Genomic DNA, 19,662 nt, shown 5'->3' with positions numbered 1-19,662 from the left:
ATGAAACCAATGACATCAATAGGAAAACAACTATCGACCAGATTCAAGCGGCCCCCAAACAACGATGTCTACTACAGCTCACAGTGGCGTCTTATTTATCGCAGGTTGAAAAAACATAAATTAGCTCGTGTCAGTTTAATTATTTTGGCTGTATTCTACATAGCGGCGATCTTTGCTCAGTTTCTTGCACCCTATAGTTTAGAAAGCTACGACAGCAAATATGTCAACGCCCCTCCAACGAAATTGAGCTTCAAGGACTCGGAAGGCCATTTTCATATCATACCTTATGTCAATGAGCTGAAGTCAGGCAGAGATCCTGTGACACTCCGTAAGGTTTTCGTTCAGGATGAGAGTGCACGCCATCAGATACGTTTTCTTGTAAAAGGTGAGAGCTATAAATTTCTGGGCTTATTCTCAACGACTACCCACCTTTTTGGCGTAGATGAACCTGGTCGTATATTTATGTTTGGTACAGACGGAATGGGCAGAGATTTATTATCGCGTGTCGTCCTTGGTAGTCAAATTTCACTAAGTATCCCTCTCATTGGCGTATTCATAAGTTTTGTCCTTGGTTTATTTATCGGCGGAATATCCGGATATTTCGGAGGATGGATTGATTCAGTTATTCAGCGGTTTATTGAAATCATTCGTTCCTTTCCGACGCTTCCTCTATGGATGGCCTTATCAGCTGCAATACCAGCCCGTGTTCCCGTAGTGACCATGTATCTGTATATCGTCATCATCTTTGCATTTATTGGTTGGACGGATTTAGCGAGGGTTGCTAGAGGAAAGTTCATCTCGTTAAAAAATGAAGAATATGTGCTTGCAGCCAAAATAGCAGGTGTGAGTGACGCAAAAATCATTATCAAGCATCTCTTGCCTGGATTTATCTCCTACTTGGTTGTGGCGACGACATTAGCAATCCCAGGTATGATTCTTGGCGAGACGGCCATGAGTTTCCTAGGGCTCGGGATACGTTCTCCAGCTACAAGTTGGGGGGTACTCCTTCAGGAAGCTCAACAAATTGAAAATATTGCTTTGTATCCATGGAAGTTAATCCCTCTCGGATTCGTCATTGTTACCGTATTAACGTTTAACTTTCTAGGCGACGGATTGCGTGATGCAGCCGATCCCTACAAGAAATAAACCAAGGTAAGGCGGGGAATGTCATGACATTAGAAGCTGTTATTGATTCACAATCCGAACTACCCCTACTGTCCGTTCAAGACCTCAAGATTCGTATTCAGATGGATAATGGGGAAATGAGGGCCGTAGATGGCGTTGATTTTGATATAAAAAAAGGAAAAACACTTGGGCTTGTTGGCGAGTCTGGCTGTGGGAAAAGCTTAACGAGTAGAGCCATTATCTCCATTAATCCAAAAGAGTGCGAAACTTCCGGCAAAATTGTTTATCACTCTACGTCGGAGAAGGCGCTCAACAAGCTGGACCTGCTTTCGCTAGATACAAGGGGCAAACAGATTCGTTCCATTCGCGGTCGCAAGATTGCGATGATCTTTCAAGAGCCGATGACGGCATTTTCACCGATGTATACGATTGGCAATCAGATCATGGAATCCATCCTCATTCACCGGACGAAGGATAAGAAAGAAGCGAAGAAAATTGCGCTTGAAATGTTAAGTAAAGTGGGCATTTCGGATGAAGCGAAAAGATTTGACCAGTACCCGCATGAATTCTCTGGAGGTATGCGTCAACGGGCGATGATCTCCATGGCCTTATCCTGTAATCCGGAATTGTTAATTGCCGATGAACCTACGACCGCGCTCGATGTGACCATTCAAGCCCAAGTGATGGAGCTGATGAAGGGACTTCAACAAGAGTTCGGCATGGCGATACTGTTGGTCACGCATGATCTAGGCATCATTGCAGAGATGTGCGATGAAGTCGCAGTCATGTATTTAGGGAAGATTGTGGAGCAATCTACCGTAGGTGAAATTTTTAAAAATCCCAAACATCCCTATACCAAAGGCTTGCTCAATTCGATGCCGAAGTTAGCTGGCAACCGAAATAAACGGTTAGAATCGATCGAAGGGACCGTTCCGATGCCCATCGATATGCCGCCAATGTGCGGATTCTATGATCGTTGCAAGGATCGGATCGAAGGGGTATGCAACACACAAGCTGTGCCGAAAACGCGAATATCCGACAACCATATGGTTAGATGTTTTCTTTACAAGGGTGAAGGTGAGGAGAAAACGTATGTCTAAACCTATTTTAAAAGTAAACAATCTAACCAAAAATTTTGAAGTGAAAGACAAAAATAAGTTGTTCAGTAAGCCTTCCTCCGTTCGTGTGTTGAACAACGTTTCTTTTGACCTTATGGAGGGAGAGACGCTAAGTATTGTTGGTGAATCGGGCTGTGGGAAGACGACACTAGGTCGTTGTATTGTCAGGGGAATGAACGCATCGTCTGGGGAAGTGATTTACCATACAGAAGGCGAAGAGCAAGTTGATTTCTTAGGTCTTCGAGGTAAAGAGTTCAAGAAATATAGAAAAAATATTCAAATGATCTTTCAAGATCCGTATTCCTCACTAAGTCCGAGAATGAGTGTGTATGACATTATTTCCGAGCCGCTGCTCGCCAACTTTAAGCTAACGAAAGCGGAACTGGATGAGAAAGTGACCTTAATCGCTGAAAAAACAGGCTTGAATGTCAGCTACCTCAAGCGGTATCCGCATGCCTTCTCCGGAGGGCAAAGACAGCGTATCGCGATTGCGAGGGCACTTATTTCCCAGCCTCGACTCATCGTCTGCGATGAAGCGGTATCGGCCTTGGATGTTTCGATCAAAGCGCAAATTATTAATTTGCTGAAGGATCTGCAGCAGCAGCTTCAGATTACGTATATTTTCATCTCGCATGATTTATCTATCGTACAAAATATTTCTGACCGTGTGGCGGTGATGCACTTGGGGCGGATAGTCGAGTTAGCACCTGTTGATTCGCTATTTCAAACACCTAAGCATCCGTATTCAGAGGCGCTTCTGTCGGCCGTACCTGAGCCTGATCCCGATTATAAGAAGGACCGAATCATTCTCGAAGGTGAAGTGCCGAATCCGGCTAATCCTCCGAGCGGCTGTCATTTTCATCCTAGGTGTATGTATAAGACCGACAAATGTGTGAAGGAAGAACCGCAGCTGCAGGATTTAGGTAACAAACATTACGCAGCTTGTCATTATGCTGATCAACTAAACCTAAGAGGTGTCGTAAATGAGTAAACCAACAACGAAAGATCATATAGCGATTGATCCCAATGCGAAGAAGTTGATTGTTTTCCTAGACTGTGGAGATACCATCATTGATGAAGGAACCGAAATTAGAGATGACCATGATATTGTGATTAAAGCGGATTTGATTCCTGGGGCGGATAGGATGGTGAGGACACTTGCCGAACGTGGCTATATACTAGCTCTTGTAGCTGACGGGAGAGCACAATCGTTCAAAAATATGCTAACAGATCATGGCTTATATGATTATTTTACGACGATGATATATTCAGAAACGATTAAGGACTCGAAACCAAGCCCTCGTATGTTTAAAGCCGCGATGGGTGCGTTAGAACTGACTGAGCAGGACTGCTCAAGAATTGTCATGGTCGGTAACAACCTAAGCCGAGACGTCAAAGGCGCGAATCAAATGGGGATTACGAGCATTTTCTTGAGCTGGACGCCAAGATATCCGAAGGTGCATGAAGACGAAAGCCAAAGGCCATCTTATACCATTAGCAATCCGGTAGATTTAATTGACTTGGTCGAGAAGCTTAATGCACAATTGGAATGAATAAACGGACATTGTAACGAAGGGATGTTTACCCGAAGATGGCAAAAATTGATGATGTTGCAAGGCTGGCGAATGTCTCAAAAGGGACAGTTTCTAATGTCTTTAGCCAAAAAAGACCGACAAGCAACGAAGTCAGAGAGCGTGTGATGAGTGTTTCTAGACAGTTAAATTATGTCCCTAATCATACTGCGCGAAGCTTGGTTACGAAGAAAACGATGGCCATCGGCTTAACCATACCGCACGGCAGCTTCTTCTTTAGCGCATTTCATACGCAGTTTATCAATGGGGTCATTCTGGAAGCAGCTTATTATGGGTATAGGGTTCTGTTAGATATTATTCCTGTCCATGAGGTGAAAACGCCATTCTTGACGAGTTATCCGATAGATGGTGCTGTTGTGATGAGGCCTACAGCCAATGATGAACGTATCAACCTCATGCATATGGGACAGATCCCTTTTGTGACGGTAGGTCATGTGATGAATGAAAACATAGAGCATTCTACAAGCGTAGATAACGATAATGTACAGATGATGTCCAATATTTGCGAGTATTTAGTCGGCAAAGGCCATAAAGATATTATGTTTTTGAATGCGAATGAGCATATGACCGTATCGATTGATCGGAAAGCTAGCTTCATTCAGGCCATGAAGGTTCGTGGGCTAGATGTGAAGGAGCACATGATTCATCATAAACCGGAGCTGAACTCAAGTGATTATATGGATTATGGCTATGAAGAGACGATCGATATTATCGGTCAGCAGCAGAAAAAAGTAACCGCCATTATTGCCGATGATGATCGCACCGCATTCAGTGTTCTTAATGCCATTAAGGATCTTAATCTAAGTGTACCTGGGGATGTCTCTTTATTTGTGATCTGCGGAGATAACTCAATGATGGTGCAATCGAACCCGTCTTTGACAAGCATGGATTTGCAGCCATCCGAATTAGGTGCGCAATCTGTCCGATTGTTAATGCATCAATTAGGCGTGCTGCAAGGAAATTATGATGAAAATATCATTGTTGAAGGCAAAATTATAGAGCGAAATTCAGTCTCGACGATTGATCACGAGGAAGATCGCAAATAAGGGAGCGAACATGATGAGCGTTAAACAATGGAACGTAGGCATTATTGGCCTTGGCGGGATCGGCGATTACCATATGAACAATCTTGCGAAAATCACCAATACAAGCGTTGCCGCCATCTGTGATGTGAATGCGAAAGCGGTGGAACAGGTCGGGGAGCGTTTGAATTTGCCAGCTGAGAAGCGATACACGGATTATCGAGCCATCATCGCTGATCCTGACATCGACTTCATTATTTCTGGCGTATCTAATCAATTCCATTGTGACATCTTGAAAGCGGCGATTGCATGCGGTAAACCGATATTTTCGGAGAAGCCCTTTACCCGAACAATGGAAGAGGCGGATGACTTACTAAAGTTGTATGACGCAAATCCGGTACCATGCATGATCGGCTTCTCGTATCGGTATAGACCTTGCTTCCAATATGTGAAACAGCTTGTTACGGACGGTGCTTTAGGCCGGATCCGGCATATCGCTGCGCATTATTTGCAAGAGGAAAACGCGCCAATGTTTAACAAAGAGTACACATGGCGATTTAATAAAGCCATGGCAGGTTCCGGCATATTAGCGGATATAGGCTCGCATATGGTGGATGCGGCACGCTTTTTTGTAGGCGAATTTACGCAGGTGTCAGGTATGATGGCCACATTCACAGATCGCCGATTGGATAAACGAACAGGGGAATACGCCGAAGTTGATGTGGATGATTTTACTGGCTTCCAGTGTGTATTAGAAGGCGGCGTGATGGGGTCCTTTTATACCCATAAAAATGCGATTGGTACGGGTAATCAATTCAACGTCACCTTATTTGGTGATCTGGGAACGGTCCGAATGTCAGTCGAAAAGCCGAATGAGGTTCATTTGACACTCAGATCGGGTGACAATCTACAACTGACCGAGTCCGTCATTCACTTGGATACGAAATCGGTGAAGCCAATGCTGCAGGATTTTGTAGATTATTTAGAGCAAAGGCACTCTGCTTCGCTTCCGACGATCATCGATGGTTACCGTAACCAACAAGTGCTGCAAGCCATCATAGATTCAGCGCAAGACGGCGTAACGAGAAGCTTATAAATGCTTTCGACTAGCATAAGGGAGGGCTCGTATGATCAGAGTAACGATTTGGAATGAATTCCTTCAGGAGCAGAGAAAAGAAGAGGTTGCGCGGATTTATCCCAAAGGCATGCACGGAGCTATTGCTGATGGAATAAGTCAGGATGGCTTTGAAATTAGTTGTGCAACCTTCAATGAACCTGAGCATGGATTAACCCAAGAAAAGCTGGATCAGACGGATGTTCTGATTTATTGGGGACATGTTGAACATAAAGGCTTTCAGGATAACGTCGTTGATCGCATTTGTAAACGTGTACATGAGGGTATGGGGCTGATCGTACTTCACTCAGGACATCATTCCAAATTGTTCCGCAAATTGATGGGCACTTCCTGTGATTTGCTATGGCGAGAAGCGGATGAGAAAGAGCGACTGTGGGTTATGGATCCGTCCCATCCCATCGTAGAGGGGATTGGACCTTACATCGATTTGGAAGAGGAAGAAATGTACGGAGAGCATTTCGATATCCCTACACCAGAGGAATTAATCCTTGTCAGTTGGTTTCAGGGGGGAGAGGTGTTCCGCAGCGGATGCACGTATCGTCGAGGCCAAGGGAAAATCTTTTATTTCCGTCCAGGTCACGAGACGTATCCTACCTACCACAATAAAGATGTGCAGCGTGTCATTGCCAATGCTGTGAAATGGACAGCCCCGATTCAAAGGGAAAAAACATTCTATGGTCATCACGCGCCGCTTGAAGAAATTAGGAAGTCGTGAGTTCGTGGATAAAAGCTTCTTTCATGTTGAAAGAAGCTGTTTGGTTTGCGAATTCAGTCCCGTACAAGGCATGAAATTCACAACTATGATTCTTAGTTGAGGTGAGATTTAATGAAGACATATCCATTACTTACTGCACACACGGGGTGTATGGGCACACCAGATAACAGTCTGCTTTCCATAGAAACGGCGCTTCTTAGCGGGGCAGATATCGTGGAAGAAGATATCTTGATCACGTCGGATGGGGTCCTTGTGCTTGCTCACGACGACAACGTTTACACTGTAGATGGAACCGAATATCGGATTTCCCAAATGAGCTATGGGGAATTGAGTCAGTTGGCTATCAAAGCCCATAACGGGTCACCTGTTGAGACCATTCGGATCTTATCATTGGCATCCGTTATGCCGATCTTGCTAGCCTCAGGCAAGACAATCAATTTGGATATTAAATCGGATGGCTGCGTTGAGCCTATTTCCCGATTCGTTGACATAAACGGACTATTCGAGGGGGTCATCCTAAGCGGATGTGAGTCCATAAGAGCCCACTATGTAAACAGCATCAATCCACGATTACGCAAACTGCTGAACGTAGATACTTCCTTATTTCAAACAGGAAATTACATGGAGGCAGTCCAAGTCAGTTGCGAGCACGCTTTGAGCGCGAATTGTTTTGGTCTCAATGTGAATTATCGTGTTGTAGAGCCAGAGCTCCTTCAAGCAGCAGCCCGCCATGAGTTGGATGTCTACATCTGGACGGTCAATACAGAAGCGGAGATGAAGCACTTTATGGAGATGGGTGTTGGGTCGATCACTTCTCGTAATATCTCGGCTTTGGTGCAAGTCAGGGAGGGAGCTAGAGGATGAATTCAAAGCGAACAGCTCATATCATTTCCCATACCCATTGGGATCGGGAATGGTATTTACCTTATGAAAAGCATCATGTGCGTCTCGTCAAACTCGTGGATGAGCTGCTGAATAAACTGGATCAGGATCCGAATTATCGCAGTTTTTTCTTAGACGGACAAACGATCATTCTTGAGGATTATTTGCAGGTTAGACCCGATCAGAAGGAGCGATTATCCCGGTTGATTAGGGACGGCCGGATTATGATTGGTCCCTGGTATATCCTGCAGGATGCCTTCTTAACCAGCGGTGAGGCCAATGTAAGAAATATGCAGATTGGGCACCAAGACGCGATGAAATATGGGCCTGTATCGAAAATTGGCTACTTTCCCGATACCTTCGGTCTGGTAGGGCAGACCCCGCAATTGATGCGGCAGTTCGGGATTATGAATGTATTCTTTGGTCGTGGTGTTAAGCCGACGGGGTTTAATAATACGGTGTCTGACGGTGATTACGAATCTTCCTTCTCGGAGTTGATGTGGGAAGGACCGGATGGTTCTCAGGTACTCGGCATTTTATTTGCCAATTGGTATAACAATGGATGGGAGATTCCTGTTGATCGCGATGAAGCGAAGATGTACTGGAAGCAGAAGCTGGCGGATGCGGAGAAATATGCGTCGATGGGCGAATTGCTCTTCATGAACGGCTGTGACCATCAGCCGATTCAATTGGATTTGTCCGATGCACTCCAAGTTGCGCGCGAGCTCTATCCAGATACAGCCTTTATTCATGCCAACTTTATGGATTATGTGCAAGCTGTTGAGCGTTCCATAACCCAGGAGCTTTCCACTATAAAAGGTGAGCTTCGCAGCCAACGTACAGATGGTTGGAATACGCTCGTGAACACCGCTTCTGCCCGTGTTTATTTGAAACAAATGAACCAGGTAGGCCAAGCGATGTTGGAAAAGGTGGCAGAGCCTTTGGCCGCTTTGGCGCACGTACTTGGAGCCCAGGAGACATACCCGCATCATCTAATTACCTATTCGTGGAAAACATTGATGCAAAATCATCCGCATGACAGCATATGCGGATGCTCGATCGATGAAGTGCACCGAGAGATGGTCACGCGGTTTGAGAAAAGTCGGCATGTGGCGGAAGCGATCATCGATGAAAGCAAGCGAGCTATTGCAGTCATGATCGATACATCGGGCTTTGCCAGCATAGGAGCAAATGCGCTGCCATTCGTGGTTATGAACACGTCCGGTTGGGAACGCAGCGGAGTCATAACCATCGAACTGGAGGCCTTACGCGTTTACTTCCGTGATGGATGTACACCTGAGGAAGCAAGCGAAGTCATCCTAGCCATGGATCTGTCAGGCATGACGCTGATGGATGAACACGCGAATGTCATTCCGTGTACTTATGAAGATCTCGGTCTACAGTTTGGCTATGATTTGCCGGAAGATAAGTTCCGTCAACCTTATATGTGCCGCAAAGTGAAGCTTACCTTTGAAGCGGAGCAAGTGCCCGCATTAGGGCTGAAAGCTTATGCATGGGTGGAACATGAGGCGGGGATGCCTGACTCCTCGTTATTAGCTGGAGACCGAGTGTTGGAAAATGAGACGATCAAGATTGAGGTCAGCCCAAACGGTTCTTTCCACTTAACTGACAAGACGAATGGCCGTGTCTATCGGGATTTAGGCATCTATGAGAATACAGGGGATATCGGCAATGAATACATGTACAAACAGCCGGATGGTGAAACACCGCGAACGACCTATGAGGTGGCTGCGCAAATTCGGGTAATAGAAGATACGCCATACCAAGCATCCATTGAAATCGTGCATGAGTGGGAAGTGCCTGCATCAGCAGACGCTATGCTAGAGGAAGAGCAGCGGAATTTGAGCTACTTCGGGACTCGAAAAGCACAGCGGTCGATGCACATGGTGCCCATGCAGATCCGCACGGTTATCAGCTTGAGCCGCAGAGGGCAAGGAGTAGAGATAACAGCTGCCTTTAACAACCAAGCGAAGGACCATCGTTTGCGGATGCTCTTCCCAACGGATGTGATCACGCAGGTTCACCGTGTCGACACGATGTTTGAAATCCCGCAGAGGGACAATGAACCAGCGGTAGAATGGCAGAATCCAAGCAACACGCAGCATCAGCAGGCATTCGTTGACATAAGTGAGGCTGGGGCAGGCTTAGTTATCGCCAATTTAGGACTGAACGAATACGAGGTTCTGCGTGACGGCCGCAATACGGTTGCGATAACGCTGCTTCGAGCAGTTGGTGAGCTTGGCGACTGGGGCTTGTTCCCAACGCCAGAAGCACAATGTCTGGGGGAACACACAGTTCGAATGACTGTCCTTCCACATCATGGGGATGGAATTCAGTCGGGCGCTTACGCGGGAGCCTATCAGTTCCAAATTCCATGGACATCCTGCCAGACAGATTCCCATCCTGGAAGGATTTCACCTTCGTTTGCCCCCTTCCAGTGGGAAGGGCGTGAGATGGCATTTTCCTCTATGAAAATGAAGGAAGGAACAGACGATTTGCTGCTGCGGTGGTACAACATGAGCAACGAAGAGGCAAGCTTGCAGCTCAGTACTAACCTTTCATATAACGAGTTCTACAGGAGTTCAATCAGCGAAGAGCACAGTTCACGCATCGAAGCTGAATCTAATGATCACATTCATTTGTCGGTTGGCCCATGTGAAATTGTGACGATCGGTATTCATCGATAATTTATAGATATCGGAGGAGAGAACAGTGAGGCAACTAGAGAAAATATATGTTATTTTTAAAACTCATGTAGACTTGGGTTTTACAGACTTGGCCAGCAATGTCGTCTCCCAATATAGAGAAGAGATGATGAATGACGTTCTAGCTGTCTGTGAAGACACGAAGAAAGATGGACCGGACCACCATTATGTATGGACACTGCCGGCATGGATGTTGAAAGAATGTTTGGATACACCGGATACAGGCAGAAAAGAAAGAATGGAAGCCTTGATTACGAACGGACAACTGCGCTGGCATGGACTTCCGTTTACGACACATACGGAGTTTTGCGGCACCGAAGAATATATTAGAGGACTCTACATTTCCGAAAAGCTCCGGGATCAATACGGACACACGGTCATTTCTGCCAAAATGACGGATGTTCCCGGTCATACCTGGATGCTGCCCACCTTATTGAAAAACGCAGGAATAGAATTCCTGCATCTGGGCGTAAATGCGTGTTCTTCACCGGTTGATTTGCCGCGGTTATTTCATTGGGAAGGTCCGGATGGAAGCAGGATCCTCACGTATTATTCCAAGGGGGCCTATGGAACGGACCTGACGCCGCCAGAGGACTGGCCATACCCTATTTGGATAGCGCTGCTGCAAACGCAGGACAACTATGGTCCACAGGATGGCTCTGTGGTGCAAGACTTGTTGGATGAGATTGCGAGAAAGTATCCGGATACTGATGTGAAAATTGGGACAATGGACGATTTTGCACGTGATTTTGTGGCCAGAGATTATCAAGATATCCCTGTAATTCGCAAGGATTTAGCGGATACATGGATACATGGGATTGGGACTTATCCAGAAGAAGTGTCCCGTGTACGGAGGATGCGCTCGAGTATTGCAACACGCGAAAGCTTATCAACGCTTGGGCAGCTGCAAGGGGGACGTGGTGATGATTACAAGAATGCCATTGCGAAGGCGTATGAACATACGCTGCTATTCGGCGAACACACGTGGGGAATCGATATTAAATCGAATTTATTGCCTGGCCGCAACAGCCAGCGCGCTTTTGGGAAGGCTGATTTGGAGAAGGACCGCGCCATGTTTCCAGACTCCTATCTCAAGACAGAAGCTTCTTGGGCCGAACAGACCAACTATGTAGATCAAGCTGAGAAAGCGCTAAGTGAGGTTCAACCTTTTACACAAATAGATTCGAACATCATTGGTGTGTATAACCCACTTACTTGGGAGCGGCAGCATGTGAAGATCACACTGAATCATTATAAGCAAGGTATACTTACAGATCGTGAAACGAAGGAATCCTACATCGTTAATGACACGGGAGAAGCCTATATTGGTGAATTGGCTCCGATGGGGTATCGAACCTTTGAGTATGCGGAAAGCACGGTCGACCTTCATTCAGTAGCAATCGCAGTGGGGGACGCAGAGAACGCGATGTTGGAAAACGATGCGATACGCATCGTGGTCAGCACGCAGACAGGGTGTATAACCAGCTTTTATGACAAGCAGAATCAGAAGGAATGGGCCATAAACGGCAGGTTCGCTCAATACGAATACGATGTTTACGGGAAAGAGGAGATTCTGGATTTTGTCAAAGCATACAGCTATGATCTCATGGATTGGTATGTGAACGATTTTGGCAAGCCGGGCTACCCGAGAATCGATCATAAGCGATATGGGCTGCATCTTACCGATGTTAAGATCTCGAATGGTGATGGCTGGGGCAACGTTGATATTGGCTTTACTACGCCAAATGAAAGTTACGAGGAGTTTGGGAATGGTGAAGAGATCCGCGTATCGATTCACTTGGAAGACAGTCAGCCGTATGCCGATATACAAGTGAGAGTTCATCGTAAAGCATCTACTGCGTATGCCGAGAGCGGGCATTTCACATTTGCCCTGAATGCGGATCATCCGAATTATCGGTTTCAGAAACTAGGCAGCGTTGTCAATCCGCTTGAAGATATTGAGCAAGGTGCGAACACACGTCTTCACTGTGCTAGTCAATGGGTTGATGTGCAGGATGAACAAGTGGGAGGACTGGCGATCATTCCCTTCGATACACCGTTATTTTCAATTGGTGAAAAGGGGGTCTACCAGTACTCGAAAGTGTACGTACCCGAAAAGCCAATCCTTCATTTCAACTTATTTAACAATCAATGGGGAACGAACTTTCCGCAATGGATTAGCGGCAATTTTCAATATGCATTCCGGATAATTCCTCATACCGGGGATTGGAAAGCAGGGCGTGTACAGCAGCTAGCCGCCGAAGCCTGTATGCCGCCTCAGGTGACAGCATGTTGGAAGCCTGAAGGACCTACTAGGTATCGATTCCTGAAAGAAGGCGTAGAGGGGATTCATGTGTTATCCTTCAAAAAAGCGGAGCAAGGAGATGCTTACATCCTACGATTCCAAAGTTTGCGTGATATGCGCTTGGCGGTGAGGCTTCCATTTACGGAGTCTATTGCAGATGTGAAGGAATGTGATCTTGTCGAACGTAACAAGGAAACACAAGTGGAGTTTGGTAGAGATCATCTTAGCGTGACCATGAATCCATTCGAAATTAAAACGATGAAGCTTTGGTTTGCTTGAAGAGGTTGAAGTGAGAGACAGCTGGCGTGCAGCTGTCTCTTTCTTGTTAATAAATGAAATCTAGCAGTTGTAGAAAAAATTCTATTCGCTGCCTGCTCCATTTGGTAAAATACTAGTGTCGACATTGTTGAGAACACAGTTATCATAATGAATAAGAGCACCTATCAGACCGGGAGGAAATTGGTCAAATGAAACAGACACGGACAAAACTTGCTAGACTGATACTGGGAGCAGTTCTGCTAGTTTCCAGCGGATACGCTTTGTTGGGTTATGAAGAACATGCTAGTGCTTCTACACCCGCTATTGTAATTTCACCTCAGGAAACGGTTATAACGAACTCTCCAACTGAAGTTGTCATGCAAGCACCAATAGGTTCAATGATTGAGATATTTGAGGGCCAAGAGATGCTTATGGCGAAAAGTGTAGCGGGATATTCGGTTATAAAGATTGCATTGCCACAACTTAGTTATGGTGTACATATGCTTACGGCAAAGGTGCAATTAGGCAATGAAGGGTATGATTTCGCGTTGCCTCCTATCGTTGTTCACCAAAGCGAAGTATTCACAATCGAGGATGTCTCGACAATTGCTTTTGCGTTACCTGAACATCAGGATTGGGATATGAATGGGGATAACGAGTTTGTTCCTAAAGACGAGATTGGCTATTTACTTTCTAAGATTGAGCCGATTGCAGCGGTAAATCCCATCTATGATTTGAGTGTCGTCCAAACGGCTACAACAGCCACTTACGCAACATTAACGTTCAGCCAGCCTGTTGGGGCAGAAAGCGTGAGTTTACTTAGGAAGAGTGGGAGTGACGATGCGTTTATTACGGTAGCATCACTCAGCGTTAATGAAGCTACTTATATTGTAAACGGACTTACACCTAGCACTTCTTATCAATTTAAATTGAAAGTAGTAGGTGGTATGAATGCGGGAGAGTCGAATATTGTGTCTGTTGCGACAGCAGCAGCACCCGTGATTCCACCTGTTCAACCAGTGGCAGAACCGTATCAGGCTTTACATTTTGATGGTAGTGGAGACTATGTAGAAATTCCGCATAATACTGCCTATAATTCATCCTCGTTCACGATTGAAGCGTGGGTGAAACCAGAAGCTTACATATGGAAAGCGGCATTTGTGTCCAAATATCAAGAGCAAAATCAAAGCTCCTTTACACTTCGTTTAAATGACGGCCTTTATGATAAGATTAATTTTCAGGTTAGTGATGGGAATGAGCTGGATTCTAGTGCTGTTCTTAATTTGAATACTTGGTATCATATTGCGGCTTTATACGAGGATACGACTAGAACGATAAAGCTATATATCAATGGGGTACTGAATAAAGTGCAACCAAACGTGGCTTACCAGAAAAATACGTCGCCAATTACCATTGGCGTAGATTTCTTAGATACCGCTAATTCAAATCATGCTGCTCGATACTTCAAAGGACAGATTGGAGAAGTTAGATTCTGGACAGTGGCCAGAACAGAAACTCAAATCCAAACAGATATGTACAACCATGCTGGAACACAAAATCATTCGGATCTTGCCGGATACTGGACATTCAACGTTGGTGCCAATGATGAGTCCGGTAATGGTCGACATGGAACAATTCGCGGTAATCCTGCAACGATTAAATAGACGAAGTAAAAGGCATTCACTCCTGGGGGTGAATGCCTTTTTAACTCGCAAAAAAGGTTGGAATTAAGGAAACAGCTTGTTTTAATGCAGCAGCGCTGTTTCACAATGTTCCTTTGCAATACGAAGGTGGATACGCGCAATGGTGAGGGAAAATTGGATGCCCAAATGAGAGATGTACCACTCAATTGAGGCAATTGTACGTGGGATACCGCAATTGTACCTATCCATGTCGGAGGAGCATCCTCTACAATGGGCATAAAGAAAGCGTAACCATTATGGGGGAATTGCACGTATGAATGAAATGAAGATATGGTTTAATCGTCCAGCTTCGAATTGGTCGCAAGGGTTGCCTATCGGAAATGGAAGATTGGGGGCCATGATCTACGGTGGTGTGGAACATGAAACCTGGAGCCTAACTGAACTGACCTATTGGTCAGGGAAGTCGGAAGCCATTCTAGGACATTCCAATACGAGAACAGATCTAGATCACATGCGGGAGCATTTTTTTGCCGGGGATTATAGGCGGGGAGATGAGCTGGCGAAGCAGTTACTGCAGCCTAAGAAAGGGAATTTCGGCACGAATATGTCGATGTGCGATGTACAACTCACGTTTGCTCATCAAGGCGATGAGTTGGTTCGTGAGCTGGATCTTCAGCGTGCTTGTACGCGGACAACCTACACCTCTGGCGGGCATAGACGAACAAGAGAGGTTTGGGCTTCGCATCCGGACGGAATCGTAGCCTCACGATTAACTTGCGATCAGCCTGGTGGGATTTCACTCACGCTTCGCATTCTCGGAAGAACAGATCGCTTCTCTGCAACATTAATCGATAACAATACGTTTGTTTTTGAGGGGCAAGCAACGGAAAGTATGCATAGTAACGGGGAATGCGGTGTATGCTGCCAAGGCGTGCTGAAAGTCATCGCGAGTGGCGGCAGCGTAACCGCAGATGCAGACGCTGGTCACATTCGGATAGATAACGCAGATGATGTGGTTATCTATGTGGCTGCGAACACGGATTATGGCAGCAATAATGACGAGTGGAAGTCGCAATCGTCACGTCAAATTGAGAACGCCATAGCCAAGGGGTATGAGCGGCTTCGAGCGAGTCACGTGGCGGATTATCGGCAACTGTACGATAGGGTTCATCTAGATCTAGGCGTAACTAGCCAATCTAGTTTACCGACGGATGAACGCATACAGCTATTCTTCAAGGGGCAGGATGATGATCCGCACTTGTTTACCTTATTTTATCAATATGGTCGCTATCTAACGATCGCCGGGTCAAGGGCAGATTCTCCGCTGCCGCTTAATCTCCAAGGAATATGGAACGATGGGGAAGCCAATCGGATGCAGTGGAGCTGCGATTATCATTTGGATATCAACACGCAAATGAATTATTTCCCGACGGAAGGGGGCAATTTGGCGGAATGCCACCTTCCCTTAATGCGATTCATTGCGCAATTAGCGGGGAGTGGAAGAGCGGCAGCGCAGCATTTTTATGGCTGTGAGGGATGGGTTGCTCACGTATTTACTAACGCATGGGGATTCGCGTCACCTGGCTGGGAAACATCGTGGGGGCTGAACGTAACGGGAGGCTTATGGATTGCCACGCATCTTCGCGAGCACTATGAATTCGGACTCGATCAGGCGTTTCTGACAGAGACGGCGTATCCTGTGCTGAAAGAAGCTGCGGCCTTTTTCCTCGACTATATGACGGTTCACCCGAAGTATGGTTGGCTGGTGACAGGCCCGTCGAATTCACCTGAGAATAGCTTCTATGTGGATGATCCGCAGAGAAACGAGTATCAATTGTCCATGGGAGCTACGCTGGACCAAGTGCTGGTTCGCGATTTGTTTATATTTTGCCTAGAAGCGTCAGAGCATTTGATGGTGGATGTCGAGCTGCAATGGAAGCTGAAACAAGCCATCGCTATGTTGCCGCCGTTGATGATTGGACGCAGAGGACAATTGCAGGAGTGGCTGGAAGACTATGAAGAGGCGCAGCCAGACCATCGCCATTTTGCTCATCTATTCAGTTTATACCCCGGCAATCAGGTGACGCCTGGAGGGACGCCAGAATTGAGCGCTGCGGCAAGAGTAACCTTGGTGAATCGCATGGAACGTGAGATGTTAGAGGACGTTGAGTTTACGGCAGCCGCGTATGCGGCGAATTTTGCCAGATTGCACGATGGCGAGAATGCTTACAAGCACCTCTCGCATTTAATCGGTCATTTGTGTTTTAACAATTTACTCACCTACTCCAAGGCAGGGATCGCCGGGGCCGAATCGAATATATTTGTGATCGACGGTAATTTCGGCGGTACGGCGGCTATTGCAGAGATGCTGCTGCAAAGCCACGTAGGAGGCATTCACCTGCTACCTGCACTTCCCGCCAAATGGCACACGGGGATAGTCACGGGCTTACGGGCAAAAGGGAACGCAGAGGTAGATGTGACTTGGGCGAACGGCCATTTGGTTGAGGCGGTCATAAGAGCTTTTTCGCCAAGTCGTTTGCTCCTTCGGTATCAAGACTGCAGGATTGAAATTGCTCTGGAGCTCGGCCGCACGTACCACATTGACAGCACATTGCGCGTGAAACTTATCTGAATATCGAGTAGACCAAGGCAGCTACAGTCAGTATAAAAGTAGTTGCCTTTCCTTTGTTTATCTGCAAAGCGACATGGTATAATAAAACACACTTTAGGTAGCGCTTACAAAAGGGGGATAAGGTTCATGCCGAAGTTCTCACGGTTATTCCGTAAATTTCTAATCTCCTATATCGTAATCTTGGTTATTCCGAGCATTGCCGGATATATGTCATACCGTACAGCGATTGCGGTGACGCAATCTGTTTCCATTGAGAATAACGTGACACAACTTCGGAAGAGTCAGGACATTTTGGAGCGGAGGATCGCTGAGGTCGAGGGTTTCACGAGGCAATTAGCTCTGAATCAAGAGCTGAGCGTTCTTATGAATGAGAAGGGAATGGATGAGAAGGTCAATTTGTATGGCATTTGGAAGGTCAATAATGATATTAAAGCATTTAGCCAGACGAATGATTTCTTACAGCAATTTTACATCTACTTAAATAATTATAATGTGCTCTTAACGCCGGCATCTTCCTATTTCCAACCTGAACGTTATTATCAATCCTTTCACTATAAGGATCTATCCGCAGATGAATGGAAGCGAACACTATTAGAGCAAACGCACAACAGGGAAATCATACCGCTGAAACCCTTTGTCACGAATGGTGTGCAAACCTCTGTGATTACGTATATACAATCGCTCCCGTTAGACAGCTTTAATGGAGCCGCACGCGCTACCGTCGTTGTTCTCATTGACGAGAAAGTCATCTCTAGCGTCTTATCGGATCTCAAGGATCAATACGGCGGTTGGTCTCACATCAGTGATGCCCAAGGGCATACGATAAGCCTGCTTGGTAGGAATGAATCGGACGCTGCCAAGTTAGCCGCAGACGCCAGCTTCAATCAATCGCAGGCGAGTCAATTCTATAACGACGATTTGGTCATTACCATTCGTTCCAAGACCACAGGTTGGGTATACCGAGCGGGAATTCCTAGACATGTCCTCATGGAAAATGCGAATAAAATCAAATATATTACGTGGTCTGTGACAAGCGCGGCTCTTGTGGTAGGGTTGTTGGTGGGATTGTGGCAAGCTTATCGCAATAGTACCCCTATGCATAGATTACTAAATGTGATGAAAGAGCAGTTTGGCAAAGATGCAGCTGTTGGACGCAATGAATATGACTTTCTGCAGGGCAATATCTCGAACATGATTTCTAACAATAAGCGTCTCGAAAATGAATTGAATCGGCAGCTTCCTTTAATTAGAGATGCTTTCTTAAAAAGGCTTATCGCAGGCGAATTCCGCTCGCTGGAAGAGATTTCCGCCGCCGCCGAGCAGGCCAATACAGGGTTACAAGCGGATACGGGTTACACAGGTATTTTGCAAATCAAAGGGTACTCTGGTATGGACAGCGTCGACATTCTCAACGAGTTAAGTGCGGCTCGGTTGATTATGAAGCAGACACTGCATGATCTTGGGTGGTTTGTCCATATGACGGATCTCGGTGCCGATCGGGTTGTGGTCATTTTTGAAGGAATTGCTACGTCTGCTGAAGACACGGAGACCGCGAATAAAGAGGTTGAGCGAATTCTGAATGAGCTTGCCGAATTTTTATTTACGGAATACAAAATTACGATTATCGCAGCGATGGGAAATCCATTTACCACCCTAATGGAGGTCAGCCACACATACGAGCAAGCTACTCAGGCGTTAGAGTATGCCCTGCACATGAATCGCAAAGGGGTCTTGTGGTTCTCCGATGCAAGATTGGAAAGTGACACCTACTATTATCCACTCGACATTGAACTGCGTCTGATCAGTACGATCAGAGCTGGAGATCTAGACGAGGCCAGACGGATTCTGCATGCGATCATGGCACAAAACATCGAAAACCGTGAACTGTCCATCGAGATGAAGCATCAGCTTGTCGGGGAGTTGAAAGGAACGTTTCTAAAATTGCTGTATCAGAAAACATTCCAGGAGTCTGACATTTTCGAAGCGGTAAAAAATCGCGTTGCAGACATCCAGGCCAACGAAGAAATCGATGTGATTCGGCAAGATATTGATGGCATTATGGCATCCTTATGCGGGCTAATTGCCAATAAAAAGAACGATCATCACAATAAAACCGTCGAGCAAGTGATGAAGTTTATCGCTGAGATGTACAGTGATCCTGATCTTAATTTGTACCGCGTGGCAGAAAAGGCGGAGCGTCCAGAGAAATATATCTCCAACCTGTTCAAAGAGGTAACGGGTAAGAATTTATCTGATCATTTGGAGCAGGTAAGAATGGATCAAGCGGCTAATTTGCTAAAAGGGGATACGTACACGGTAGACGAAATCGCTGCCCGTGTCGGATACAATAGTTCGCATTCTTTCCGCAGAGCGTTTAAGCGAGTGCTCGGTGTTTCGCCAAGTTCGTATCGGCAGTCTACGACGGAATGAAGATTAAGGAGCTAAGCGGTTTAATGCGCTTAGCTTTTTTTGGCTTTGGTTGGGTGCGGTGGGGGTGAGGGAGCGGAGC

General features: G+C 46.1%; 13 protein-coding genes. All 13 read left to right on the top strand.

All coding sequences use genetic code 11. The annotated features are described in order from the left end of the window. The 13 genes from ASG89_RS03645 to ASG89_RS03585 all read left to right on the top strand — a co-directional run bounded on the left by ASG89_RS03645 (position 1) and on the right by ASG89_RS03585 (position 19,583). On the top strand, positions 1 to 1,146 hold the full coding sequence (locus ASG89_RS03645; protein WP_157276504.1) for an ABC transporter permease: 1,146 nt from the start codon (positions 1 to 3) through the stop codon (positions 1,144 to 1,146). A gap of 23 nt (positions 1,147 to 1,169) precedes the next feature. Continuing rightward, entirely contained in the window at positions 1,170 to 2,225 is a 1,056-nt protein-coding gene (locus tag ASG89_RS03640; RefSeq protein ID WP_057308942.1) for an ABC transporter ATP-binding protein, read from the top strand. Further along, positions 2,218 to 3,234, top strand: a complete 1,017-nt coding sequence (locus ASG89_RS03635; RefSeq protein WP_057308941.1) for an ABC transporter ATP-binding protein — start codon at positions 2,218 to 2,220, stop codon at positions 3,232 to 3,234. Before ASG89_RS03640 ends, ASG89_RS03635 begins: the two co-directional genes overlap by 8 nt. Further along, positions 3,227 to 3,796, top strand: coding sequence for an HAD family hydrolase (locus tag ASG89_RS03630; protein ID WP_057308940.1), 570 nt, complete (start codon positions 3,227 to 3,229; stop codon positions 3,794 to 3,796). Before ASG89_RS03635 ends, ASG89_RS03630 begins: the two co-directional genes overlap by 8 nt. Positions 3,797 to 3,834: 38 nt before the next feature. Then, positions 3,835 to 4,881 carry a LacI family DNA-binding transcriptional regulator gene (locus ASG89_RS03625; protein ID WP_057308939.1) on the top strand — a complete coding sequence of 349 codons (1,047 nt, stop codon included), beginning with the start codon at positions 3,835 to 3,837 and terminating at the stop codon, positions 4,879 to 4,881. Between the two features lie 10 nt (positions 4,882 to 4,891). After that, a complete protein-coding gene (locus ASG89_RS03620; protein ID WP_082592694.1) occupies positions 4,892 to 5,953 on the top strand; it encodes a Gfo/Idh/MocA family protein in 1,062 nt (353 codons plus the stop codon). 31 nt (positions 5,954 to 5,984) lie between these two features. Continuing rightward, the gene (locus ASG89_RS03615) at positions 5,985 to 6,707 is read left to right on the top strand and encodes a ThuA domain-containing protein (protein WP_057308937.1); all 723 of its coding nucleotides are present in this window, start codon (positions 5,985 to 5,987) and stop codon (positions 6,705 to 6,707) included. Positions 6,708 to 6,818: 111 nt separating this feature from the next. Continuing rightward, positions 6,819 to 7,571 (top strand): glycerophosphodiester phosphodiesterase, encoded by a 753-nt coding sequence (locus ASG89_RS03610; protein ID WP_057308936.1) that lies wholly within the window; start codon positions 6,819 to 6,821, stop codon positions 7,569 to 7,571. Continuing rightward, positions 7,568 to 10,297: an alpha-mannosidase gene (locus ASG89_RS03605; protein WP_057308935.1), complete on the top strand. Its 2,730-nt coding sequence runs from the start codon at positions 7,568 to 7,570 to the stop codon at positions 10,295 to 10,297. The genes ASG89_RS03610 and ASG89_RS03605 overlap by 4 nt, the downstream gene beginning before the upstream one ends. Positions 10,298 to 10,322: 25 nt before the next feature. After that, positions 10,323 to 12,899 carry a glycosyl hydrolase-related protein gene (locus tag ASG89_RS03600; protein WP_057308934.1) on the top strand — a complete coding sequence of 859 codons (2,577 nt, stop codon included), beginning with the start codon at positions 10,323 to 10,325 and terminating at the stop codon, positions 12,897 to 12,899. Between the two features lie 188 nt (positions 12,900 to 13,087). Further along, complete coding sequence (locus ASG89_RS03595) at positions 13,088 to 14,542, top strand: LamG domain-containing protein (protein WP_057308933.1); 1,455 nt, start codon at positions 13,088 to 13,090, stop codon at positions 14,540 to 14,542. Positions 14,543 to 14,834: 292 nt separating this feature from the next. Next, positions 14,835 to 17,153, top strand: coding sequence for a glycosyl hydrolase family 95 catalytic domain-containing protein (locus tag ASG89_RS03590; protein WP_057308932.1), 2,319 nt, complete (start codon positions 14,835 to 14,837; stop codon positions 17,151 to 17,153). A 126-nt stretch (positions 17,154 to 17,279) separates the two neighbouring features. After that, entirely contained in the window at positions 17,280 to 19,583 is a 2,304-nt protein-coding gene (locus tag ASG89_RS03585; RefSeq protein ID WP_057308931.1) for a helix-turn-helix domain-containing protein, read from the top strand. Positions 19,584 to 19,662: the final 79 nt, after the last annotated feature.

Origin of the sequence: Paenibacillus sp. Soil766 (assembly GCF_001428105.1) — a bacterium.
In the GTDB taxonomy this organism is placed as follows: Bacteria; Bacillota; Bacilli; order Paenibacillales; family NBRC-103111; genus Paenibacillus_E.
This window is presented reverse-complemented; position numbering and strand designations above follow the sequence as displayed.

Excerpts from the sequence above, each read along its gene's own strand:
- ASG89_RS03645 (WP_157276504.1), top strand. The coding sequence starts at position 1 with ATGAAACCAATGACATCAATAGGAAAACAACTATCGACCAGATTCAAG.
- ASG89_RS03640 (WP_057308942.1), top strand. The coding sequence starts at position 1,170 with ATGACATTAGAAGCTGTTATTGATTCACAATCCGAACTACCCCTACTG.
- ASG89_RS03635 (WP_057308941.1), top strand. The coding sequence starts at position 2,218 with ATGTCTAAACCTATTTTAAAAGTAAACAATCTAACCAAAAATTTTGAA.
- ASG89_RS03630 (WP_057308940.1), top strand. The coding sequence starts at position 3,227 with ATGAGTAAACCAACAACGAAAGATCATATAGCGATTGATCCCAATGCG.
- ASG89_RS03625 (WP_057308939.1), top strand. The coding sequence starts at position 3,835 with ATGGCAAAAATTGATGATGTTGCAAGGCTGGCGAATGTCTCAAAAGGG.
- ASG89_RS03620 (WP_082592694.1), top strand. The coding sequence starts at position 4,892 with ATGATGAGCGTTAAACAATGGAACGTAGGCATTATTGGCCTTGGCGGG.
- ASG89_RS03615 (WP_057308937.1), top strand. The coding sequence starts at position 5,985 with ATGATCAGAGTAACGATTTGGAATGAATTCCTTCAGGAGCAGAGAAAA.
- ASG89_RS03610 (WP_057308936.1), top strand. The coding sequence starts at position 6,819 with ATGAAGACATATCCATTACTTACTGCACACACGGGGTGTATGGGCACA.
- ASG89_RS03605 (WP_057308935.1), top strand. The coding sequence starts at position 7,568 with ATGAATTCAAAGCGAACAGCTCATATCATTTCCCATACCCATTGGGAT.
- ASG89_RS03595 (WP_057308933.1), top strand. The coding sequence starts at position 13,088 with ATGAAACAGACACGGACAAAACTTGCTAGACTGATACTGGGAGCAGTT.
- ASG89_RS03590 (WP_057308932.1), top strand. The coding sequence starts at position 14,835 with ATGAATGAAATGAAGATATGGTTTAATCGTCCAGCTTCGAATTGGTCG.
- ASG89_RS03585 (WP_057308931.1), top strand. The coding sequence starts at position 17,280 with ATGCCGAAGTTCTCACGGTTATTCCGTAAATTTCTAATCTCCTATATC.